Annotated in this window: 15 protein-coding genes, 1 pseudogene and 1 riboswitch; of the genes and pseudogenes, 6 read left to right on the top strand and 10 right to left on the bottom strand. The window is 35.5% G+C overall.

All coding sequences use genetic code 11. The features are described from left to right. Positions 1-63: 63 nt before the first annotated feature. Together OB_RS04355 and OB_RS04350 are read right to left on the bottom strand one after the other, a co-directional pair. Positions 64-1785, bottom strand: coding sequence for a sigma-54-dependent Fis family transcriptional regulator (locus OB_RS04355; protein ID WP_011065219.1), 1722 nt, complete (start codon positions 1783-1785; stop codon positions 64-66). 223 nt (positions 1786-2008) lie between these two features. Beyond that, a complete protein-coding gene (locus tag OB_RS04350; RefSeq protein ID WP_041544463.1) occupies positions 2009-2737 on the bottom strand; it encodes a MurR/RpiR family transcriptional regulator in 729 nt (242 codons plus the stop codon). Positions 2738-2830: 93 nt separating this feature from the next. Between OB_RS04350 and OB_RS04345 the strand changes: the two genes are divergently transcribed. Beyond that, positions 2831-4153 carry a 6-phospho-beta-glucosidase gene (locus tag OB_RS04345; RefSeq protein ID WP_011065217.1) on the top strand — a complete coding sequence of 441 codons (1323 nt, stop codon included), beginning with the start codon at positions 2831-2833 and terminating at the stop codon, positions 4151-4153. Between the two features lie 62 nt (positions 4154-4215). Here the strand turns inward: OB_RS04345 and OB_RS04340 are convergent, their stop codons facing one another. The 3 genes from OB_RS04340 to OB_RS04330 form a co-directional block, all read right to left on the bottom strand. Then, the gene (locus OB_RS04340) at positions 4216-5073 is read right to left on the bottom strand and encodes a lytic polysaccharide monooxygenase (protein ID WP_011065216.1); all 858 of its coding nucleotides are present in this window, start codon (positions 5071-5073) and stop codon (positions 4216-4218) included. Positions 5074-5427: 354 nt separating this feature from the next. Next, positions 5428-5937 carry a DUF3221 domain-containing protein gene (locus OB_RS04335; protein WP_011065215.1) on the bottom strand — a complete coding sequence of 170 codons (510 nt, stop codon included), beginning with the start codon at positions 5935-5937 and terminating at the stop codon, positions 5428-5430. Positions 5938-5947: 10 nt separating this feature from the next. Beyond that, positions 5948-6487, bottom strand: a complete 540-nt coding sequence (locus tag OB_RS04330; protein ID WP_081427492.1) for a phosphotransferase-like protein — start codon at positions 6485-6487, stop codon at positions 5948-5950. 145 nt (positions 6488-6632) lie between these two features. Between OB_RS04330 and OB_RS04325 the strand changes: the two genes are divergently transcribed. From OB_RS04325 to OB_RS04305, 5 genes are all read left to right on the top strand, one after another. Further along, entirely contained in the window at positions 6633-6878 is a 246-nt protein-coding gene (locus OB_RS04325; protein ID WP_011065213.1) for a phage holin, read from the top strand. 75 nt (positions 6879-6953) lie between these two features. Next, positions 6954-7055: riboswitch (TPP riboswitch) on the top strand. A 94-nt stretch (positions 7056-7149) separates the two neighbouring features. After that, positions 7150-7740, top strand: a complete 591-nt coding sequence (locus tag OB_RS04320) for a Ykof family thiamine-binding protein (protein ID WP_011065212.1) — start codon at positions 7150-7152, stop codon at positions 7738-7740. Between the two features lie 13 nt (positions 7741-7753). Next, the gene (locus OB_RS04315) at positions 7754-8359 is read left to right on the top strand and encodes an ECF transporter S component (protein ID WP_011065211.1); all 606 of its coding nucleotides are present in this window, start codon (positions 7754-7756) and stop codon (positions 8357-8359) included. Continuing rightward, positions 8340-9923, top strand: a complete 1584-nt coding sequence (locus OB_RS04310; RefSeq protein WP_011065210.1) for an ABC transporter ATP-binding protein — start codon at positions 8340-8342, stop codon at positions 9921-9923. Before OB_RS04315 ends, OB_RS04310 begins: the two co-directional genes overlap by 20 nt. Continuing rightward, positions 9920-10705: an energy-coupling factor transporter transmembrane component T family protein gene (locus tag OB_RS04305; protein WP_011065209.1), complete on the top strand. Its 786-nt coding sequence runs from the start codon at positions 9920-9922 to the stop codon at positions 10703-10705. Before OB_RS04310 ends, OB_RS04305 begins: the two co-directional genes overlap by 4 nt. A gap of 445 nt (positions 10706-11150) precedes the next feature. On the opposite strand, the gene OB_RS04300 is transcribed toward OB_RS04305, so the two are convergent. From OB_RS04300 to OB_RS04280, 5 genes and pseudogenes are all read right to left on the bottom strand, one after another. Further along, on the bottom strand, positions 11151-12779 hold the full coding sequence (locus OB_RS04300; protein WP_011065208.1) for a purple acid phosphatase family protein: 1629 nt from the start codon (positions 12777-12779) through the stop codon (positions 11151-11153). Positions 12780-12884: 105 nt separating this feature from the next. Further along, positions 12885-13472: a CalY family protein gene (locus OB_RS04295; RefSeq protein WP_011065207.1), complete on the bottom strand. Its 588-nt coding sequence runs from the start codon at positions 13470-13472 to the stop codon at positions 12885-12887. A gap of 72 nt (positions 13473-13544) precedes the next feature. After that, the gene (sipW, locus tag OB_RS04290; RefSeq protein WP_011065206.1) at positions 13545-14117 is read right to left on the bottom strand and encodes a signal peptidase I SipW; all 573 of its coding nucleotides are present in this window, start codon (positions 14115-14117) and stop codon (positions 13545-13547) included. A 75-nt stretch (positions 14118-14192) separates the two neighbouring features. After that, complete coding sequence (locus OB_RS04285; protein WP_011065205.1) at positions 14193-14624, bottom strand: hypothetical protein; 432 nt, start codon at positions 14622-14624, stop codon at positions 14193-14195. Positions 14625-15135: 511 nt separating this feature from the next. After that, positions 15136-16352 (bottom strand): annotated as a pseudogene (locus tag OB_RS04280) (ISL3 family transposase). Positions 16353-16368 lie beyond the last annotated feature (16 nt).

Here is a 16368-nt window from a genome sequence, read left to right as displayed (position 1 = left end):
TCAAGGTATTATATTGTCAAATTGTATAGACACTCAATGTCAAAACTGCCTAATTTGACATGTTTATTCAAGTGTATAACGAGATAGTTTATTATAGAGTGTAGCACGCGATATTCCTAATAATTTTGCAGCCTTTGTTTTATTGCCTTTTACATGTTCTAATGTTTCTTTTATACGATCTCTCTCTTCTTCTTCCGATAATGATTCCGCTACTTTTTTATTCGCTAAAAAGTTATACGATGATAAGCGTTGTTTGTCATCAATATCATCAGGTAAATTATCTAATGTCATATGTTGGGATTCCGACAACACATATAATCGTTCTAAAAAATTGATAAGCTCCCTAATGTTTCCTTTCCATGGTTGAGTATACATCCATTGGACTACTAATTGATCAATCGTTTTTCTATCACCATATTCATTATTTAATTCGGCTATTTTATGGGAAACAATGATTGGGATATCCTCCGCCCTCTCGCGTAAAGAAGGAATATGAATAGGTATTACATACAAACGATAATATAAATCTTCTCGAAACGTACCTTCATGAACCATTTGCTTGATGTCTTTATTTGTAGCGGTTATCAACCTGAAATCGATATTTGATTGATGATTACTTCCTACTCTTTCCACACTTTTTTCTTGAATAACACGTAAAATTTTAGCTTGCATGGTTAATGGCATATCACCTATTTCATCTAGAAAAAGCGTCCCCTTATGAGCTAATTCTATCTTTCCAGGTTTTCCTCCTTTTTCTGCGCCAGTAAATGCTCCCGAACTGTAACCGAACAATTCAGATTCTAATAGTGCTTCTGGAATAGCGGCACAATTTACGCTTATAAATCTTCCTCTAGTTATCGGACTCTCATTATGAATCGCTTGGGCAACAATATCTTTCCCAACTCCGCTCTCCCCTGTTATTAAGACCGGTGCTTTTGATTGCGAAGCTTTTCTAGCTATTTTCTTAGTTTTCGTAAAACACGGGCTATCACCTAGTAAATCTTCAAATCGAGTCAGTGAATTTTTTTTATTGGGATCTTTAGTAAACTTACTATGCTTTGTCTTATCTAATTCTTCCATCTGATCGATAACTTGATATATTTCAGATACCCCTTCATAAACCAAGATGCCTGCTGCAGCAACCACTTTATTGTCTTTCCATATAGGAATTCGATGTACGACAAGATTCTGACCTTGTAATCGATGAGCTTGACTGCGTTCTGGTACACCTGTTTTTAGCACCACAGGTAATCGAGTATTTTCAATAATTAATGCAGCATCTTTTCCAATTGCTTCTTCTGTAGGTACTTTTACATATCTACTATATGCTTCATTAAATAAGCGAATAATCCCTTTATCATCTACCACAGTCAACCCTTCGTATGCAGTATCAAATACCATTTCGTATAAATGTAACATTTCTTCTTTTTGCTTTAATTCTTTCGTTATCGTTGTATGATAATGAAGCCATTCCTTACCTGTAATTTCTCCTATTAATTCTCCTTCATCATTAACAATATATGTAGGGATATCTTGAAGCTTATCTATTAGTAAGTCAGCAGAAGCCACTCGATCACAACTCCTTATAAATGAGCTAACTTTTTCATCATTATCTTTTTGGACCACATCCTGTAATTTAATTATCCCTTTCCATTTCTGATTTTCTACTACTGCTATTTCTGTCAGATTATTTTCCAATAAAATGTGAAGCGCACGTTTTAAAGGTTCTTCTGGATGTAAATAAAGTGGATTCGGATACATCCAATCAATGATTTTGTCAGTCATATGTATCCCCCATTCCAAAATTAATTTATAAAAATTCTGTTATTTAAGTGTAGTACTACTACTTATGTGAACGTATAAATCTAATAAGCTTATAAGGTACACCCTGTTCCTACTTTGAAACAGCTCCCAACTTGATGGAACAAAAAACAAAACATCGTATATACATTTACAACAGTTGGTTATCTCATATAAGTTAAATATAAGCGCTTAACTATTTGTAGATTTACGTATGAATATATTTATACGTTTCTTTAGCTAGGCTTTCTAATAAATGAATGACAGGTATTTGCGTAGTCAAATTAAATGATTCTCTATACTCTGTGGAAACAAAATAAGAAAGATTGTAATCAGATAGTTTTGCCAACGTACAGTCGGGATAATTCGTTATACTAATTACTTTTGTTCCCTCTTCCTTTGCTCGATTAGTAAGATTGATGATGGTTTCCGTTTCCCCAGATACTGATAATACTATAGCAATGCTATTTTTCAGTGGAGAAGTGTACATGGGAAAAAAGGGGTCTTTTATATACAGTGAAAACTTTTTTAAGGCTGAAAAATACCTAGAACCATATTCCGCTAAAATACCCGATGTTCCTATTCCAATGAAAATAATTGTTTCTGCAGCAGCAATAGATTGAGAAATCATGCGAATTCGCTGATCATAGTCATGTTGCATTGTACGTTCTAAGTATTCGGTTAATGTGGTAGTTGAATGAATAAAACTTAATTTTTCCGTTTGATTTATATAGATTTTTAATTGAACTTTAAATTCAGTAAATCCATCGAATCCTAGTTTTCTACAAAACCTTAAAATACTAGTTGGTGAAACATGCGTTTCATTTGCCAAATCCCGAATACGCATATAAATCACCTTTTCTGGATGTGTGACAATAAAATTATATAAAGCGAACTCTAAATCGGAAAACTCACTAATTTTTTTATTGGAAAACATCATTCATTCACTCGCCATTTCTCTTTAGTATGTAAGTTTATTATAAATCATATTTTGATAATTTTAAATTATTAGAAGGGATGTTTTCATTTTATGAACGGAATAAAAATTGTCACTATAGGTGGAGGGTCAAGCTACACCCCTGAACTTATAGAAGGATTTATTAAGCGTTATGATGAATTACCCGTCAATGAAATCTGGCTTGTAGATATTGAAGCAGGAAAAGAAAAGTTAGAAATTGTAGGTGATCTAGCAAAAAGAATGGTAAAAGAAGCAAATGTCCCTATCAATATTCATCTGACACTTGACCGAAAAGAAGCACTTAAGAACGCAGATTTTGTAACCACACAATTTCGGGTTGGCCAACTGGAAGCAAGGGCAAAAGATGAGAGAATACCTTTAGAATATGGAGTAATTGGTCAAGAAACAAATGGACCAGGTGGGTTATTTAAAGGACTTCGAACGATTCCTGTCATTCTAGATATCGTCAAAGATATGGAAGAACAATGTCCAAATGCTTGGTTAATTAACTTCACAAATCCTGCCGGAATGGTCACTGAAGCTGTGCTAAGACATAGCAATTGGAAAAAAGTTATTGGTCTGTGCAATGTTCCTATAGGGATGAAGATGATGGTTGCAAACTTTTTAGAAGTGGAGCCACATCGAGTAGAAATAGACTTTGCTGGACTCAACCATATGGTCTTCGGTTTACATATTTATGTAGACGGAAAAGAAACTACTTCTGATGTATTAAAACGAATGACAGAGACTAATTCCACTGGTACTATGGAAAATATTGTTGACCTGGGATGGGAACCCTCCTTTATTGAAGCCCTAGGAGTCCTTCCATGTCCATACCATCGTTATTATTTTAAAACAGATGAGATGCTTGACAATGAAAAAGAAAATGCCGTATCAAGCGGTACTCGTGCAGAGGTAGTAAAAAAATTAGAAGATGAGTTATTTGAGCTGTATAAAGACCCGACTCTATCAATTAAACCACCTCAATTAGAGAAGCGAGGTGGAGCATACTATAGTGAGGCTGCATGTAGTTTAATAGATTCTATTTATAATGATCGGAGAGATATTCAGCCAGTAAATACAATAAATCGTGGTGCAATTCAAAGTATCCCTTATGAGTCTGCGGTAGAAATAAGCTGTGTGATTACAAAAGAAGGTCCAAAACCAATTATCATGGATGAGCTTCCTGTAGCAGTTCAAGGGTTGGTCAGTCAGATCAAGTCTTTCGAAAGGATAGCGGCAGATTCCGCTGTTTCTGGTGATTATAATAAAGCACTTTTAGCAATGACGATTAATCCCCTTGTTCCATCAGATACGATCGCTAAGAAAATTCTCAATGAAATGTTAGAAGCACATAAAGATTATCTGCCCAACTTTTTTGAAAAAGTCCAATAACAACGAAAAGTTCCGATCATTTGAATCTAGTGATCGGAACTTTCTCTTATTATAGAAATCTATTAATACGCAAGCGTATTCCAAGCAGTAATAGATTCAAAAGCGTCTTGGGATGTAGTTGTCCCTGTAACTACTTCTTCCCATTCTTGGGAGCTGCCAGGAATATCTCCTCTCGTCCACCATTTCGCCTGATATAATTTGCCATTATAAATTACTTGGTCACCACCAAGGTACACTGTACTTGCATTCCATTCCGGTACATCTGGTAATTCAGGTTCTTCTGGATCACCTGGTTCAGGATCTGGACCTGTAGACTCTCCACCAAAATTAGCATCAATAACATTATAGAAAGCATTTGCCGTGTCATTTACGTCCCAAACCCCTAAGATAATATGATACCCTGATCTTTCAGGTATAGTTACTTGATGTGTAACTTTTTGTCCTGGACGGGCTCCTCCATCATAAATTTCATAGAATGGTACTAATTCAAATTGATCTCTTGTAAGCGGTTCATTAGGATTCCAATCTGGTTTTGTAATGTAATAATGCCATTTCGTAGTTGCATGCATCGCAGTTAGATGCCATGTAAATGTATTCGTTCCCCAGTCCATATCGACCTTTTCCCAACGGTTTGCAGATTGCTCATCTAATTCTGGGAAAGCTCCTCCAGCAGATGCAATCTGTCCATCAGGAATACTTGGACCTGGAAAACCTTTTGGTGCTTCTAGACTTTGCGGCTCCCATTGAATCGCTCCACAATCAGTATTCACTTGTTCGTGACATAATAGATTCCTTGATTGAGGTTCTTCGATGTAACCATGTGCAGAAACTGTTTGCCAAGCAGCAAACGTAAAAAAGGCGAGTGCAGCAATGGATGTTCCGAATAATTTCATTGACTTTGTTCTAAACACTGCTTTCATGTTACTCCTCCTTTAAATAGTAGCGGAATTAAACTTGGAAAATACTTTATTTATTGGTTTTATTTTCCAACCGCCTATATTTTTATATCTTACAGGGTCATTTTGGCAGCGTCAACAAAGATTATAATGTTTTACAGTATTGTAAATTTTTAACAATATTGAAATTTTAAAGGATTTTACTTTATAAACTTTGCGCTAATAAGTTATTCTAAATGACATTAAATTCAAAATAATATGTCACTAAACATTATAATGATATAATAATTAAATATTTAATTTGTTTATGAACAATAAAACACACTATGTGTCTTGCCTACCGTGATAATGACATAGCGTTTCATTTCATAAACTCCTTTATTCCTTCTTCCGGCCAATTACTTCTACTTCAACAACCTCACCAATTTGTGCTGGATAAGATTCCATAATTCCACCTTTGAAGGTCACTTTTATATAATCACCATTTTGTAAGTCAACTTTCGTCTTGTTTCTAAAAGAGACAAGCGCATTTAGAGGATCTAATTGGCTAAAATACTTTGCGTGGTCTTCTTTGGATTCATCTGTATCATGGTCGAAAGCTTGGTTGCGATAATAGTCAAAATGCTGACTCATATAGTAAATGTACTCTGATTCTTCCTCAAAACTTTCAAACGAATCACGCATATCGATATAACCATTGAAATAATAACCTTGCAGAGTTCCCTCTTGTTCACTTAGTGGTATTTCATGATCTTGATTATCTTTTTCATTCAAATTAGAAGTACCTGACGACGATTGATTGGAACTAGGTAACATAACAAATGTAACCACGCCAAGAAACGTAAGTAATATCAATCCACTAAGAAAAATAAACAGTATTTTCTTCACATAAATCCCCCTAATTGATTATTTGAAGAATCTCTTTAGCTATTTGTTTACTAGACATACACATAGTATCAAATTGATGTGTTGATGAATTGCTCTTATAAACTGCATGATGCCAGCGATATACATATTCTGGCACTTGTTTACCGTCCCATTCTTGTCCCCATGTGCGATTTCTTCTTTCCATCACAACTTCAGGTGGACAATATATGGTAAAAAAATGCACATTTTCTTCTTTGAGGATTTTTTTCATTTCTTCATATGGATTAAATTCCATAAAATAATCTGTATGAAAACCTACATCGACAATAACGTGAAGCCCTTGGTTACTATAACAAGTAATGGAATGAAACAAAGCAATGTAAAGTTTTTTCACTTTCTCCTCTAGTTCTGGAAACTCTTCACCAGGTCTCAATCCCATTCCAGGTGAAAATTTTTCATCGATCATAGCTGCTGTTTGATCTACTCCTAAATTAACCCATATTTCCTTTGATAGTGATTGAAGTTCTTTAATAACACTTGATTTTCCGGATCGTGGTACACCATTTAAAATTACAATTTCCCCTCTCAGTATTGACCCTCCTGTTCTTTTTCATATCACGATGTCAAACAAACTACTTTAATTATAACAAAATATTCAGAACTTAATCATAACGGATAGGTGCTCTCCATATTTATTAAATAAGGAGGGATTGTCCATGAGAGCAGCTTTAGAAAGTATCAATAATAAATGGGTCCGCCTGTTTATACTTCTCGTAGTATTTGCTAATACAGTATCTATGCTATTTGGCCATCAACTCATTCCTTTTACGAATGAAGAAATTGCCACGGGATTATCAGTACTGGCATTAGCACTATCGGAGATTTGGAATCATTGGAAAAACAATAGCTATACTAAGAGCGCAAAAGAAGCAGACAAGTATTTAAAACAATTAAAAATATAAAAATAACTGAATGGTTTACATTTGAATGAATATTGCTTATGATGAAACTATAATAAATAAAACTGCATATTCTATCGTACGCACTAGGGGAGCTATAACTATGGCTGAGAAGGCAATGCCTGACCCTTATAACCCGAACTAGATAATACTAGCGTGGGGAAGTGTAGTTCGTTGTATGAATATATATTTACTTTTTTTCATTCATATATACAAACTGCATTCCCTTAGGAGTGCAGTTTTTTTATTGCCCAAAAATAAGGAGGAATACACGATGACAAACATTTGCAGTACAAGCAGAATTACAGGATGCCAATTTACTTTATTTCCGATGAGTAGTGATTTTGTCGATATTATTTTATCTACCCTTGAGGAAGTGGATACGTCAAAAGTATGGAAAGAAACAGATGATGTTACTACATGTATTCGCGGAAAATCGATTCATATCTTTGATGTGACAAAAGCTATTTTCTTACATGCAGCAAAAACTGGAGAACATGTAGCCATGAGTGGAACTTTTTCCATTGGATGCCCAGGTGATTCTTCTGGTGATGTTTACATGGAGGAGTCTGATAAATTAATGAACGAATCTAATTCAAATAGTTTAAAGCAGCAAGCAGGATGTAAATTTTCTCTATACCCGCTTGGCCGTGAAGATTATATGGATAAAATCTATGAACAAATTGATTTATCTAAAAATACAGGTGTACAGGTTAGTCATTCTCATTATGCAACACGGCTAGACGGAGATGTAAATGATATTTTCTCTGCACTACAACAATCCTTTGACAATGTACGAGAAGTTGTATCACATGTGACGATGACATTTACTATATCTGCAAATAGTCCGTCAAATAAAGGTTAAAAGGTGGATATCTATGACGAAAAACTGGAAATTAAAAGATGTTGTTTTAATGTCAATGCTTGGAGTAGTTTTCGGGTTAATTTATCTTGCTTTCTTTGGAGTGGGAAATATATTATTTGGAGCACTCACTCCATTAGGATTAGGTCCATTAGGTTATGAATTTATATTCGGGATATGGTTTATTGTATCTATTGTTGCTGCCTACATTATTAGAAAACCAGGCGTCGCTTTCACTTCCGAAACAATTGCTGCTCTAACTGAAGTTCTAATTGGCTCTACCTCAGGACCAACATTAATATTATCCGGTATGGTACAAGGTCTCGGTGCGGAACTCGCTTTCGCAGCTACTGGTTGGAAAGATTACCGCCTGAGAATACTCATTTTTTCTGGAATTGGAGCCGCAGTGATTAGTTTTCCTTACCATTACTTCATGTCTGGATACGATGCTTATGCCTCGTGGTTAGTAGGATTAATGTTTGTCACTCGAATTATAAGCGGCGCAATTTTATCTGGTCTTCTTGGAAAATTAACAGCTGACCAACTAGCTAAAACTGGAGTGCTTAGTGGTTATCCACTAGGAAGGGAGCGTCAGAAACAACGTGAACAAAGCGCATCTTGATCAACCCCTATTTAAACTTGATAATTTTTCATTTATGTACAATACAAGCGAAACTGCTAGTATTCATCAGTTATCTTTATCGATCTATGAAAATGACATTACCATTCTAATGGGGGCAAGTGGTTCTGGGAAAAGTACTTTGGCACTTTGTTTAAATGGACTTTATCCAGAAGCTGTAGAAGGAACCACAAAAGGAAATATTTTATATAAGGGTAAGAATATTGCCGAGTACCCAAGAGGTATAATTAACCAAGAGGTTGGCATCGTATTTCAAGACCCGGAAAGTCAATTTTGTATGGTTCGAGTGGAAGATGAATTAGCTTTTGTACTAGAAAACCTAGCTATTCCACGTTCTGAAATGAAAAAAAAGATAAAGAAGGTATTACAACAAATAGGAATGCTCGAGTACATAGATGCCGACATTCACCGTTTATCCGGAGGCCAGAAACAAAAAATAGCTTTAGCTTCTGTCTTACTAATGGAGCCAAAGTATATCATTTTAGATGAACCAACAGCGAATCTCGACCCTATGTCCAGATTAGAATTTATTGAGCTTATAATTGCAATACAAAAGAAAACAAATACCGGCGTACTAATTATTGAACATCAAGTCGATGATTGGGAAATGTATGCAGATCGGCTAGTCGTATTAAGTAAAGATAATCACATTCTAATAGATGAAAAGCCCGAAACAGCTTTCCAATTACATCAAAATATGCTGCGAAACCAACAAATTGCAATTCCAATGAAGTATCTGGATAACCAAGAAACTATTAAGAAAGTATCGCACGAAAAATCTATGCCTGTGTGTTTAGAAGTTCATCATCTTCACTATTACCAGAAGAAGTCTGCTATATTAAAGGATATTTCTTTTTCAGTTAAGCAAGGTGAATTTATTACGATATTAGGAGAAAATGGTGCTGGAAAATCTACCCTACTACAATGCTTAATCGGATTAAAAAAGTATCACAATGGTAATATCTTATTTCAAGGAAAAGATTTACAAGCATGGGATCGGAAAATATTATCGAAACATACTGGGTTTGTTTTTCAACAACCCGAGCATCAATTTATTTGTGATACGGTATTTGATGAGGTCGCTTTTGGTATGCGCTTAAACAATTATACTACTAGTGAAATTAATCATCGTACGATTTCTTTACTGCAGGCATTTCGACTATTGGATCATCAATGGAAGAATCCTTTTACACTAAGCGGAGGTCAAAAACGTCGTTTAAGTGTAGCTACAATGTTAGATGAAACACCAGATTTACTTTTATTTGATGAACCTACATTTGGACAGGATGCTCATACTACAAAAGAATTGATGAACATGATATTGGAACTGCAAGCTCAAGGAACAGCTATTATTTTTGTAACACATGATATGGATTTAGTAGATACATATTGTGAACGGGCATTAGTGATAGATAAAGGAAGCGTACGTTTTGATGGGAATCCACAATCGCTTTGGAATCAGAAAGAGTTATTACAAGATACTAGATTAAGAGAACCTTATCGTGTTCGAGAATCTGTTAAACGAGAAGTGGTGCATATGCAATGATTGAGAATAGAAATCCTAGCATGAAAGCTCTGGCAGTTTTAATTCCTGGAATATTTCTTAGTTTTTCTTTCGATATGATTACACCCTTCATCTATTTATTGTATATCTTAGCAATAACATTTATCCTAGCAAGCGTCCCATTGAAGAAATGGTTCCTGATTTTCATGCCACTTTCGTTGTTTGCTACATCACTCGCTTGGATGACAATGCTTTACACCGATGAATCCTACGCAACTGGAGACGTTATTTTTACATTTCTTTGGTTTGAAGTGACGACAGGTAGTGCTGAAGTCGGAATAAGCCTTGCTTTACGTTCCTTATGTTTTATAGCATTATCCTTATTATTTGTATTCACGACAAATCCAACAAAATTTATGTTAAGTTTAATGCAACAATGTAAGTTATCTCCAAAATTAACCTATGGTATTTTAGCTGGTTATCGCTTTTTGCCAATGTTACAACATGAATTTGAATTACTGAAACAAGCGCATCGTATCCGAGGAATCAGCAGAGCAGAAGGGTGGCAGAACCGGCTACAAAATATGAAACAATATGCTATTCCTTTGCTAGCAAATTCGATAAGAAAAGCCGAACGAGTTGCAATAGCAATGGAATCCAAAGGCTTTACTGGAGAACGCGAGCGTACGTACTATCATCGAATGAAGGTTAATAGAAAAGATTGGATATTCCTTTTTGGAATGATTTTTGCATTAATCATTGCTTATTACACGTCGTATCAACTAGGTTATTTGAATATATTTGGAAATGAGATTGGGAAATAGGTGTTTTAACAAAAAGGCTCATCCGAATAAACACTTTTGCTGAATCCATAACGAAATGTACTTGCTTATCCAGCGAATAGGTGATACCGCTGATACTTATACATCAGCGGTATCACCTTCCCCTTCTCCCAAAACAATCTACATATTTCTTCGTATTCGATTGTCACTTGTAAAATTTTGATTATGTGCTAAATCCCTTATTAAAAAAGAGGTGATGATATATGAGCAAGAGAGTCGTTTATATTTTACTAATTATAGCAATTATTCTCATGCTTAGTTCCTTTTTATTTGTCTATGGTATTCAACATTTTCCGTTTAATGGATAAGAAAAATCATTCCTACTTAATAGAAATTGAATAAACCCTAAGGTAGTAACAATAAAAATAGAACATCCCTTGCAGTAGATTTTTTCACTACAAGAGATGTTCTAATTAGGCCTCTTCCTTTATCTCCACTGTTCAATTAATTCTTCAGCACTAGCTTTTAGTACATTGAAAGCATTCTCAGTAATTAATTGTTCTTCTTTTATAACTTGCAATAACTCTATAAAACTATTCATATGATTTATTGCCTTATCCACGGATTGATTTTCTTGATAATGCGCGACTGAATTCAAGTGAGTCTTTAAATGCCTAGCTGTTTCTTCACTTGATATATCTCCTGCAGCCAATAACTCATCAACCTGTGTTTTCACTTCTTCGATAGTAGATTCAACTGGTTCTTCAGACCCCTCTGTTTCAGTAATAATCTTCTGACCATCTGACTGCTTTGTCATTGTAAACTCATCATATATTTCACCTAAAGCGTTATATGATTCATATTTCAATTCATCTCCATCAACATAAATGTGTTGATACATCTGAGTATCTTCTGCACCACTTCTCACATAAGCGTTATTTTCCTCCCAAACTACTTCAGATCTATTATACATCTTTGGACCAGAGACGGAGTTAACAAACATCGTACCAGTGCTGTATTCTTTTTCTCCATCTTCTTCATTACTCAAATGTCCTCGAGCATATGTGTGGTCATGTCCTTGAAAGATTAAGTCTACATTATGCTTTTCAATCACAGGCAATACCGCTTCACGTAGCGCTACGTTATCACGTCCTTCTCCGGAAGAGAAAATTGGATGATGGAACGTAATAACTGTCCATTTATTCGGATTGTTCTCCAGGACCTCATCCAACCATTCGGCTTGCTGATCAATATCTACATGTCCTGTATTGGAATCTAAAGAGATAATTCGCATATCCTGGTAATCCCAGTAGCCTACTTGCTCTTCTAGTCCCTCAGGACCGTTACCAGGATAGGCAAATTGAGGTCCAAAATATTCAGAGAGTGTATTAGGTCCATTTGTAATTCTATAATATTCATGGTTTCCTGCTGTTGCAATGCTTGGTATCATGCCATTAATCCATCCAGCGCTTTCATACCACTCACCCCATTGCTCATCTGCATCACCATGATTTATCATATCTCCAGCATGAACAATAAAGCTTGCTTCAGATAAGTCTGAATACGCACTGCGCATCACCCTTGACCAGTGCTCTTTGATATCGTTTTGAGCATCACCCATGTAAATAAATGAAAAAGGCTCGTCTTCTTCTGATGCCGTAGTGAACTCATACCACTCACTCCAATTTGCACCATCGCCCACGCGATACAAGTATTGTGTATCTGGTTCAAGACCTTCAAAGTTCACTGTATGGTATTGGCTCGTATAGCCAAGGTTAGCCTCAATTTCTTCACTTGTTTCTGCCTCAATCGTTGATGTATTACTAGTAAAATTAGGCCCTTCTTCGGCTACTGCAATTTCTGCCACAGGAGACGTAACACTTTCATCTGTTCTCCATGAAACAGATTGAGTTGTAGCTGTATCCCCTTCCCATCCTAGTAAAACTCGATCCGGAACTGGGCTAGGTTTATACGTTTCTGCATCAGGATGCTCTTGCTGATCTGCCACAGCAACTGCACTTGGTAAAATAATTCCAACTGTAAGCAACGCAGCTATAGAGCGCTTTTTAAATTTGAAATCTTTTTCACTTTTCAAATCTCTTAATACATTCTTCATAAATAACTTCCCTCCCTGAAAAATTAAGATTCTTAGTTTATTAGAGTAATATTAAAAATTGCACTACAAGTTCGTTCAAGTTTGTTCGATCATCACTGTATTTACCTAGATATCTTCTCCTTCACCTTGTGTTGCAATAAATGTCCACTCAAGGTTTAAAGCATCACCCTGGAACTGATTTTGGTCTTCTCCGCTATCTTTGAAGTTGAATTGAACGACAAGATCATGTGAGTCTCCTGCCGCAAGACCTTCATTGCCAATAGCTGGATAAAAAATATGTTCATTAATCGCTTCAGGTGTCATGTCTTGCAGCTCAGCTAATGTTGTTTGATAAATCACTTCATCCAAGTTATTTACGTTATAAAGAAATTCTACTTCTATGTGTTCTCCAAAATCCTCGGAATTATCACCTTGTGCATCCTCAACAGTATAATTCGTTTCTAAATACACTGTATTAATATCGAGCGTACCACTATTTTGAAGCTCAAAGTCACGAACCATCGAATCTCCAGGTGCCATATTTTCCACATTAATAATCTCCGTAGGCTCTGCTGTTAGATCCAGTGTGCCCGCAGCGAATGTGTTGCTTGTTTCTGTGCTGTCACTAAAGTATGCAAACGTGCCACCTCCTATCAATGATAATCCCAATACTGCTGTAGCTACACCCATACCTAATTGCTTTTTGATTCCCATCATGATTCCTCCTTAAAAAGATTTAATTTTATTGTGAACGCATCATCAGGTGGTAAGCCTGATAAGACGAAGTCACTGATGATTACTTACTTCTGTTTTTTCTTTACTTGAGGTTTCTACTTGCCTTAACGCTCGTCCAATATTAATAATCGAATAGCCAACTAGCATTACACCAGGTATGATCAATAAGAAAAGTGCACCCTCTTCAGAATTAGCAAATTGAGTCGCATATCCTACATATGGAATGGTGAACCCGGTATATTGCCCAAGGATACTGTCAGCGACCACCAATTCAGAATCTGCTCTATTATTGTTATCCCCTTTAGTCACATATTGCTCTCCGTTATTCTTTACTTCTTCAACTCTGTGGGTAATTACCATCCCATCTGAATTTTGGAAAGTGATGATATCTCCTTTTTGAAATTGTGTAGTATCTTCTTGTGGATGGATTGATATGATAGATCCTGTTTGAAATTCTGGCTCCATAGATCCGGATAAAACTGTTTTTAATTGATATCCGAATACATTTGGTGTTCCATCGGTTGCTTGTTGTAAAATGACTGTGAACACAGTAACAATCAGTAACATAGATAGTACGGTTGTTATCAGTCCGCTTGTAAGCTTTTTCATGCTTCGCCACATCATCTAATCTCACCTCACATTGTTTTTTCCTTGAATGTTTCATTTTTTTAATCATGTTTATATAAACTTTGAGAGCTGTTATTCATCGCCAGTTGTATCATCAACCTCTTCATCTGCATCTTTCTCTTGTGATTCATTTTCATCTTTTTCTCTTTGCTCAAGCTCTTCTTCTGCCACCGGTTTGTTAGAATCATTTGATTCCTCCATTGGTTTAGTGCTCGTACCATTGGTTGATCCATTCGTTGAATCATCAATTGATTGCTTGTTCAAATTATTTGTCGGTTCATTTTCCAACCCATCCTCAATTGCTTCATCTACTTTATTAGGATCATCATATCCAGCATATGTATCGGAAGCCAATATGCCTCCTTTCAACAACTCCGTTTCAGTTTGAAATACAGCGGTTGTTGGTGATGTTATCATCGTAGAAATATAGATCGACAAAAATAATATAGCGATTAATTGAATAAGAAGATGGAACTTAATTTTTCTAATCGGGTTTCTTTTCATTCAATCACTCCCGGGAATTTATAGATGTGCCTGGCTTCTTCCGGTTTTACATTTATTTAGCAAAAATCCTACTTAATTCTATTATTTTCTAATAGATTTACTTTCTCTACATTTGAAGTATAGTAGAGTACTGTTAATAGATTATGGAGTTAACATTAATATTTTGTAAATTAAGAAAATAAATATTTTTCATAATTATAAAGTATCAGTCTTAAAGTATTGTTTATTCATTACTATATTAATTAAATAGGTATAAAGGATTGATAAAAGGAATTCACTTGGGTGAAAATGTTCAAATTATAATTAGTTGGCGAATGAGGAACTTGAATTATGAAAGAACAAAAAAAATGCACCCTACTAGTTATGGGCACATTTTGGATTCTATAATTGTTCAATTGATGGTAGCATGTTGTAAGACTATTTCAGTTATTCTTTTTCATATTATCGTTCCCTTTTAATTATGGTTCTAAGTCAAATGTTGGGGTGAGCAATTAGCTCACTCCTATTTATATTAAACCACTTTCTTTTTATATTGATGATGTAATAGTATTCTTGCTCGAAAGCGATCGAATCGCTTAAATCCAAATGCATTTCGTTTTATAACCTTTGTTTGATTGTTGATTCCTTCGATATAACCATTATGTAAATCAAAAGCAAAACTATTCATAATTTCTTTTTGCCAATTGTGAAAGGTTTCTTTTGCTTTTAGGAATTCCGGCAGCCCTGCATTTTGCACAAGTTCATAAAACTGATAGAGATACTTTTTAGTATTTTTTAAAGCATTAGGGCCGTTGGCCTTGGCTAGTTGAAACCAGACATTATACGCTTCTTTTAACTCATGGGCGCGTTTTAAATCTGGTGACATGTGTAAATAGCGATCTAAATACCATTGTTGCTTTTTCGTTAACTTCGATTGCTTTTTATAAAACACATGTCGCATACGTTTACACTTCTTCCGATCATAATCATGAAACTCTCTCTGTACACGAATTCTCACTCTTTCTAAAGCCCAATATATATATCGTGTAAAATGAAAACGATCGGCGATAACAATGGGGTGCCCTAATGCCTTATCAACAGCTGCTTTAAAGGATGGACTCATGTCCATGACTACAAATTCTACCTTCTCACCATGCATTCTTAGATAATCCACTAATGTATCTTTTTTACGATCTTTTAAAATCTCTAAAGGTTTTCTATTAATCGGATCAGCTATAACCGTTTGATACTTCTCGTTCCCTGCATCCCCTTTATACTCATCAATCGCTATCACTTTTTAGGCAATGCTTGTGTTTCCTTCATCTTCGATGCAGTAATCTCATCAAATCGACGCATAATGGTAGTTGGCGATGTATGAAAACGTGTCGCCAAGTCTCGAAAGCTTTTTCCATGAACAAGCTCTAATGACAATACTTGATTAAACTCAATGGATTGTCTTTTATAACGTTTGACTAAAGGGTTTCTTTCAAAGAATCGCTTTCCGCAGAAAACGCATTTATATCTTCTCTTTCGGTAAAAAATAATCGTTTGCCTTCCGAATATGCTAGGATGACGGACTTTCTGCGTACGATAATCATGTACCTTGTTTGTCCACTCTCCACACTGTGGACAACGATGAGAGGCTCTCTCCAACTCCCACCTAATGTAATAAATACCTTCTCGTACTTCTGTATCTAATATATTTCCTTCTTCCAACCCAGGTAATGTTATGTTAGAATTCAATTGCACGCATCTCCTTTTTGTT

The organism is Oceanobacillus iheyensis HTE831, assembly GCF_000011245.1.
Classification (GTDB): domain Bacteria; phylum Bacillota; class Bacilli; order Bacillales; family Amphibacillaceae; genus Oceanobacillus; species Oceanobacillus iheyensis.
Note: the sequence above shows the minus strand (reverse complement) of the source record. Positions and strands in the feature narration are given on the sequence as shown.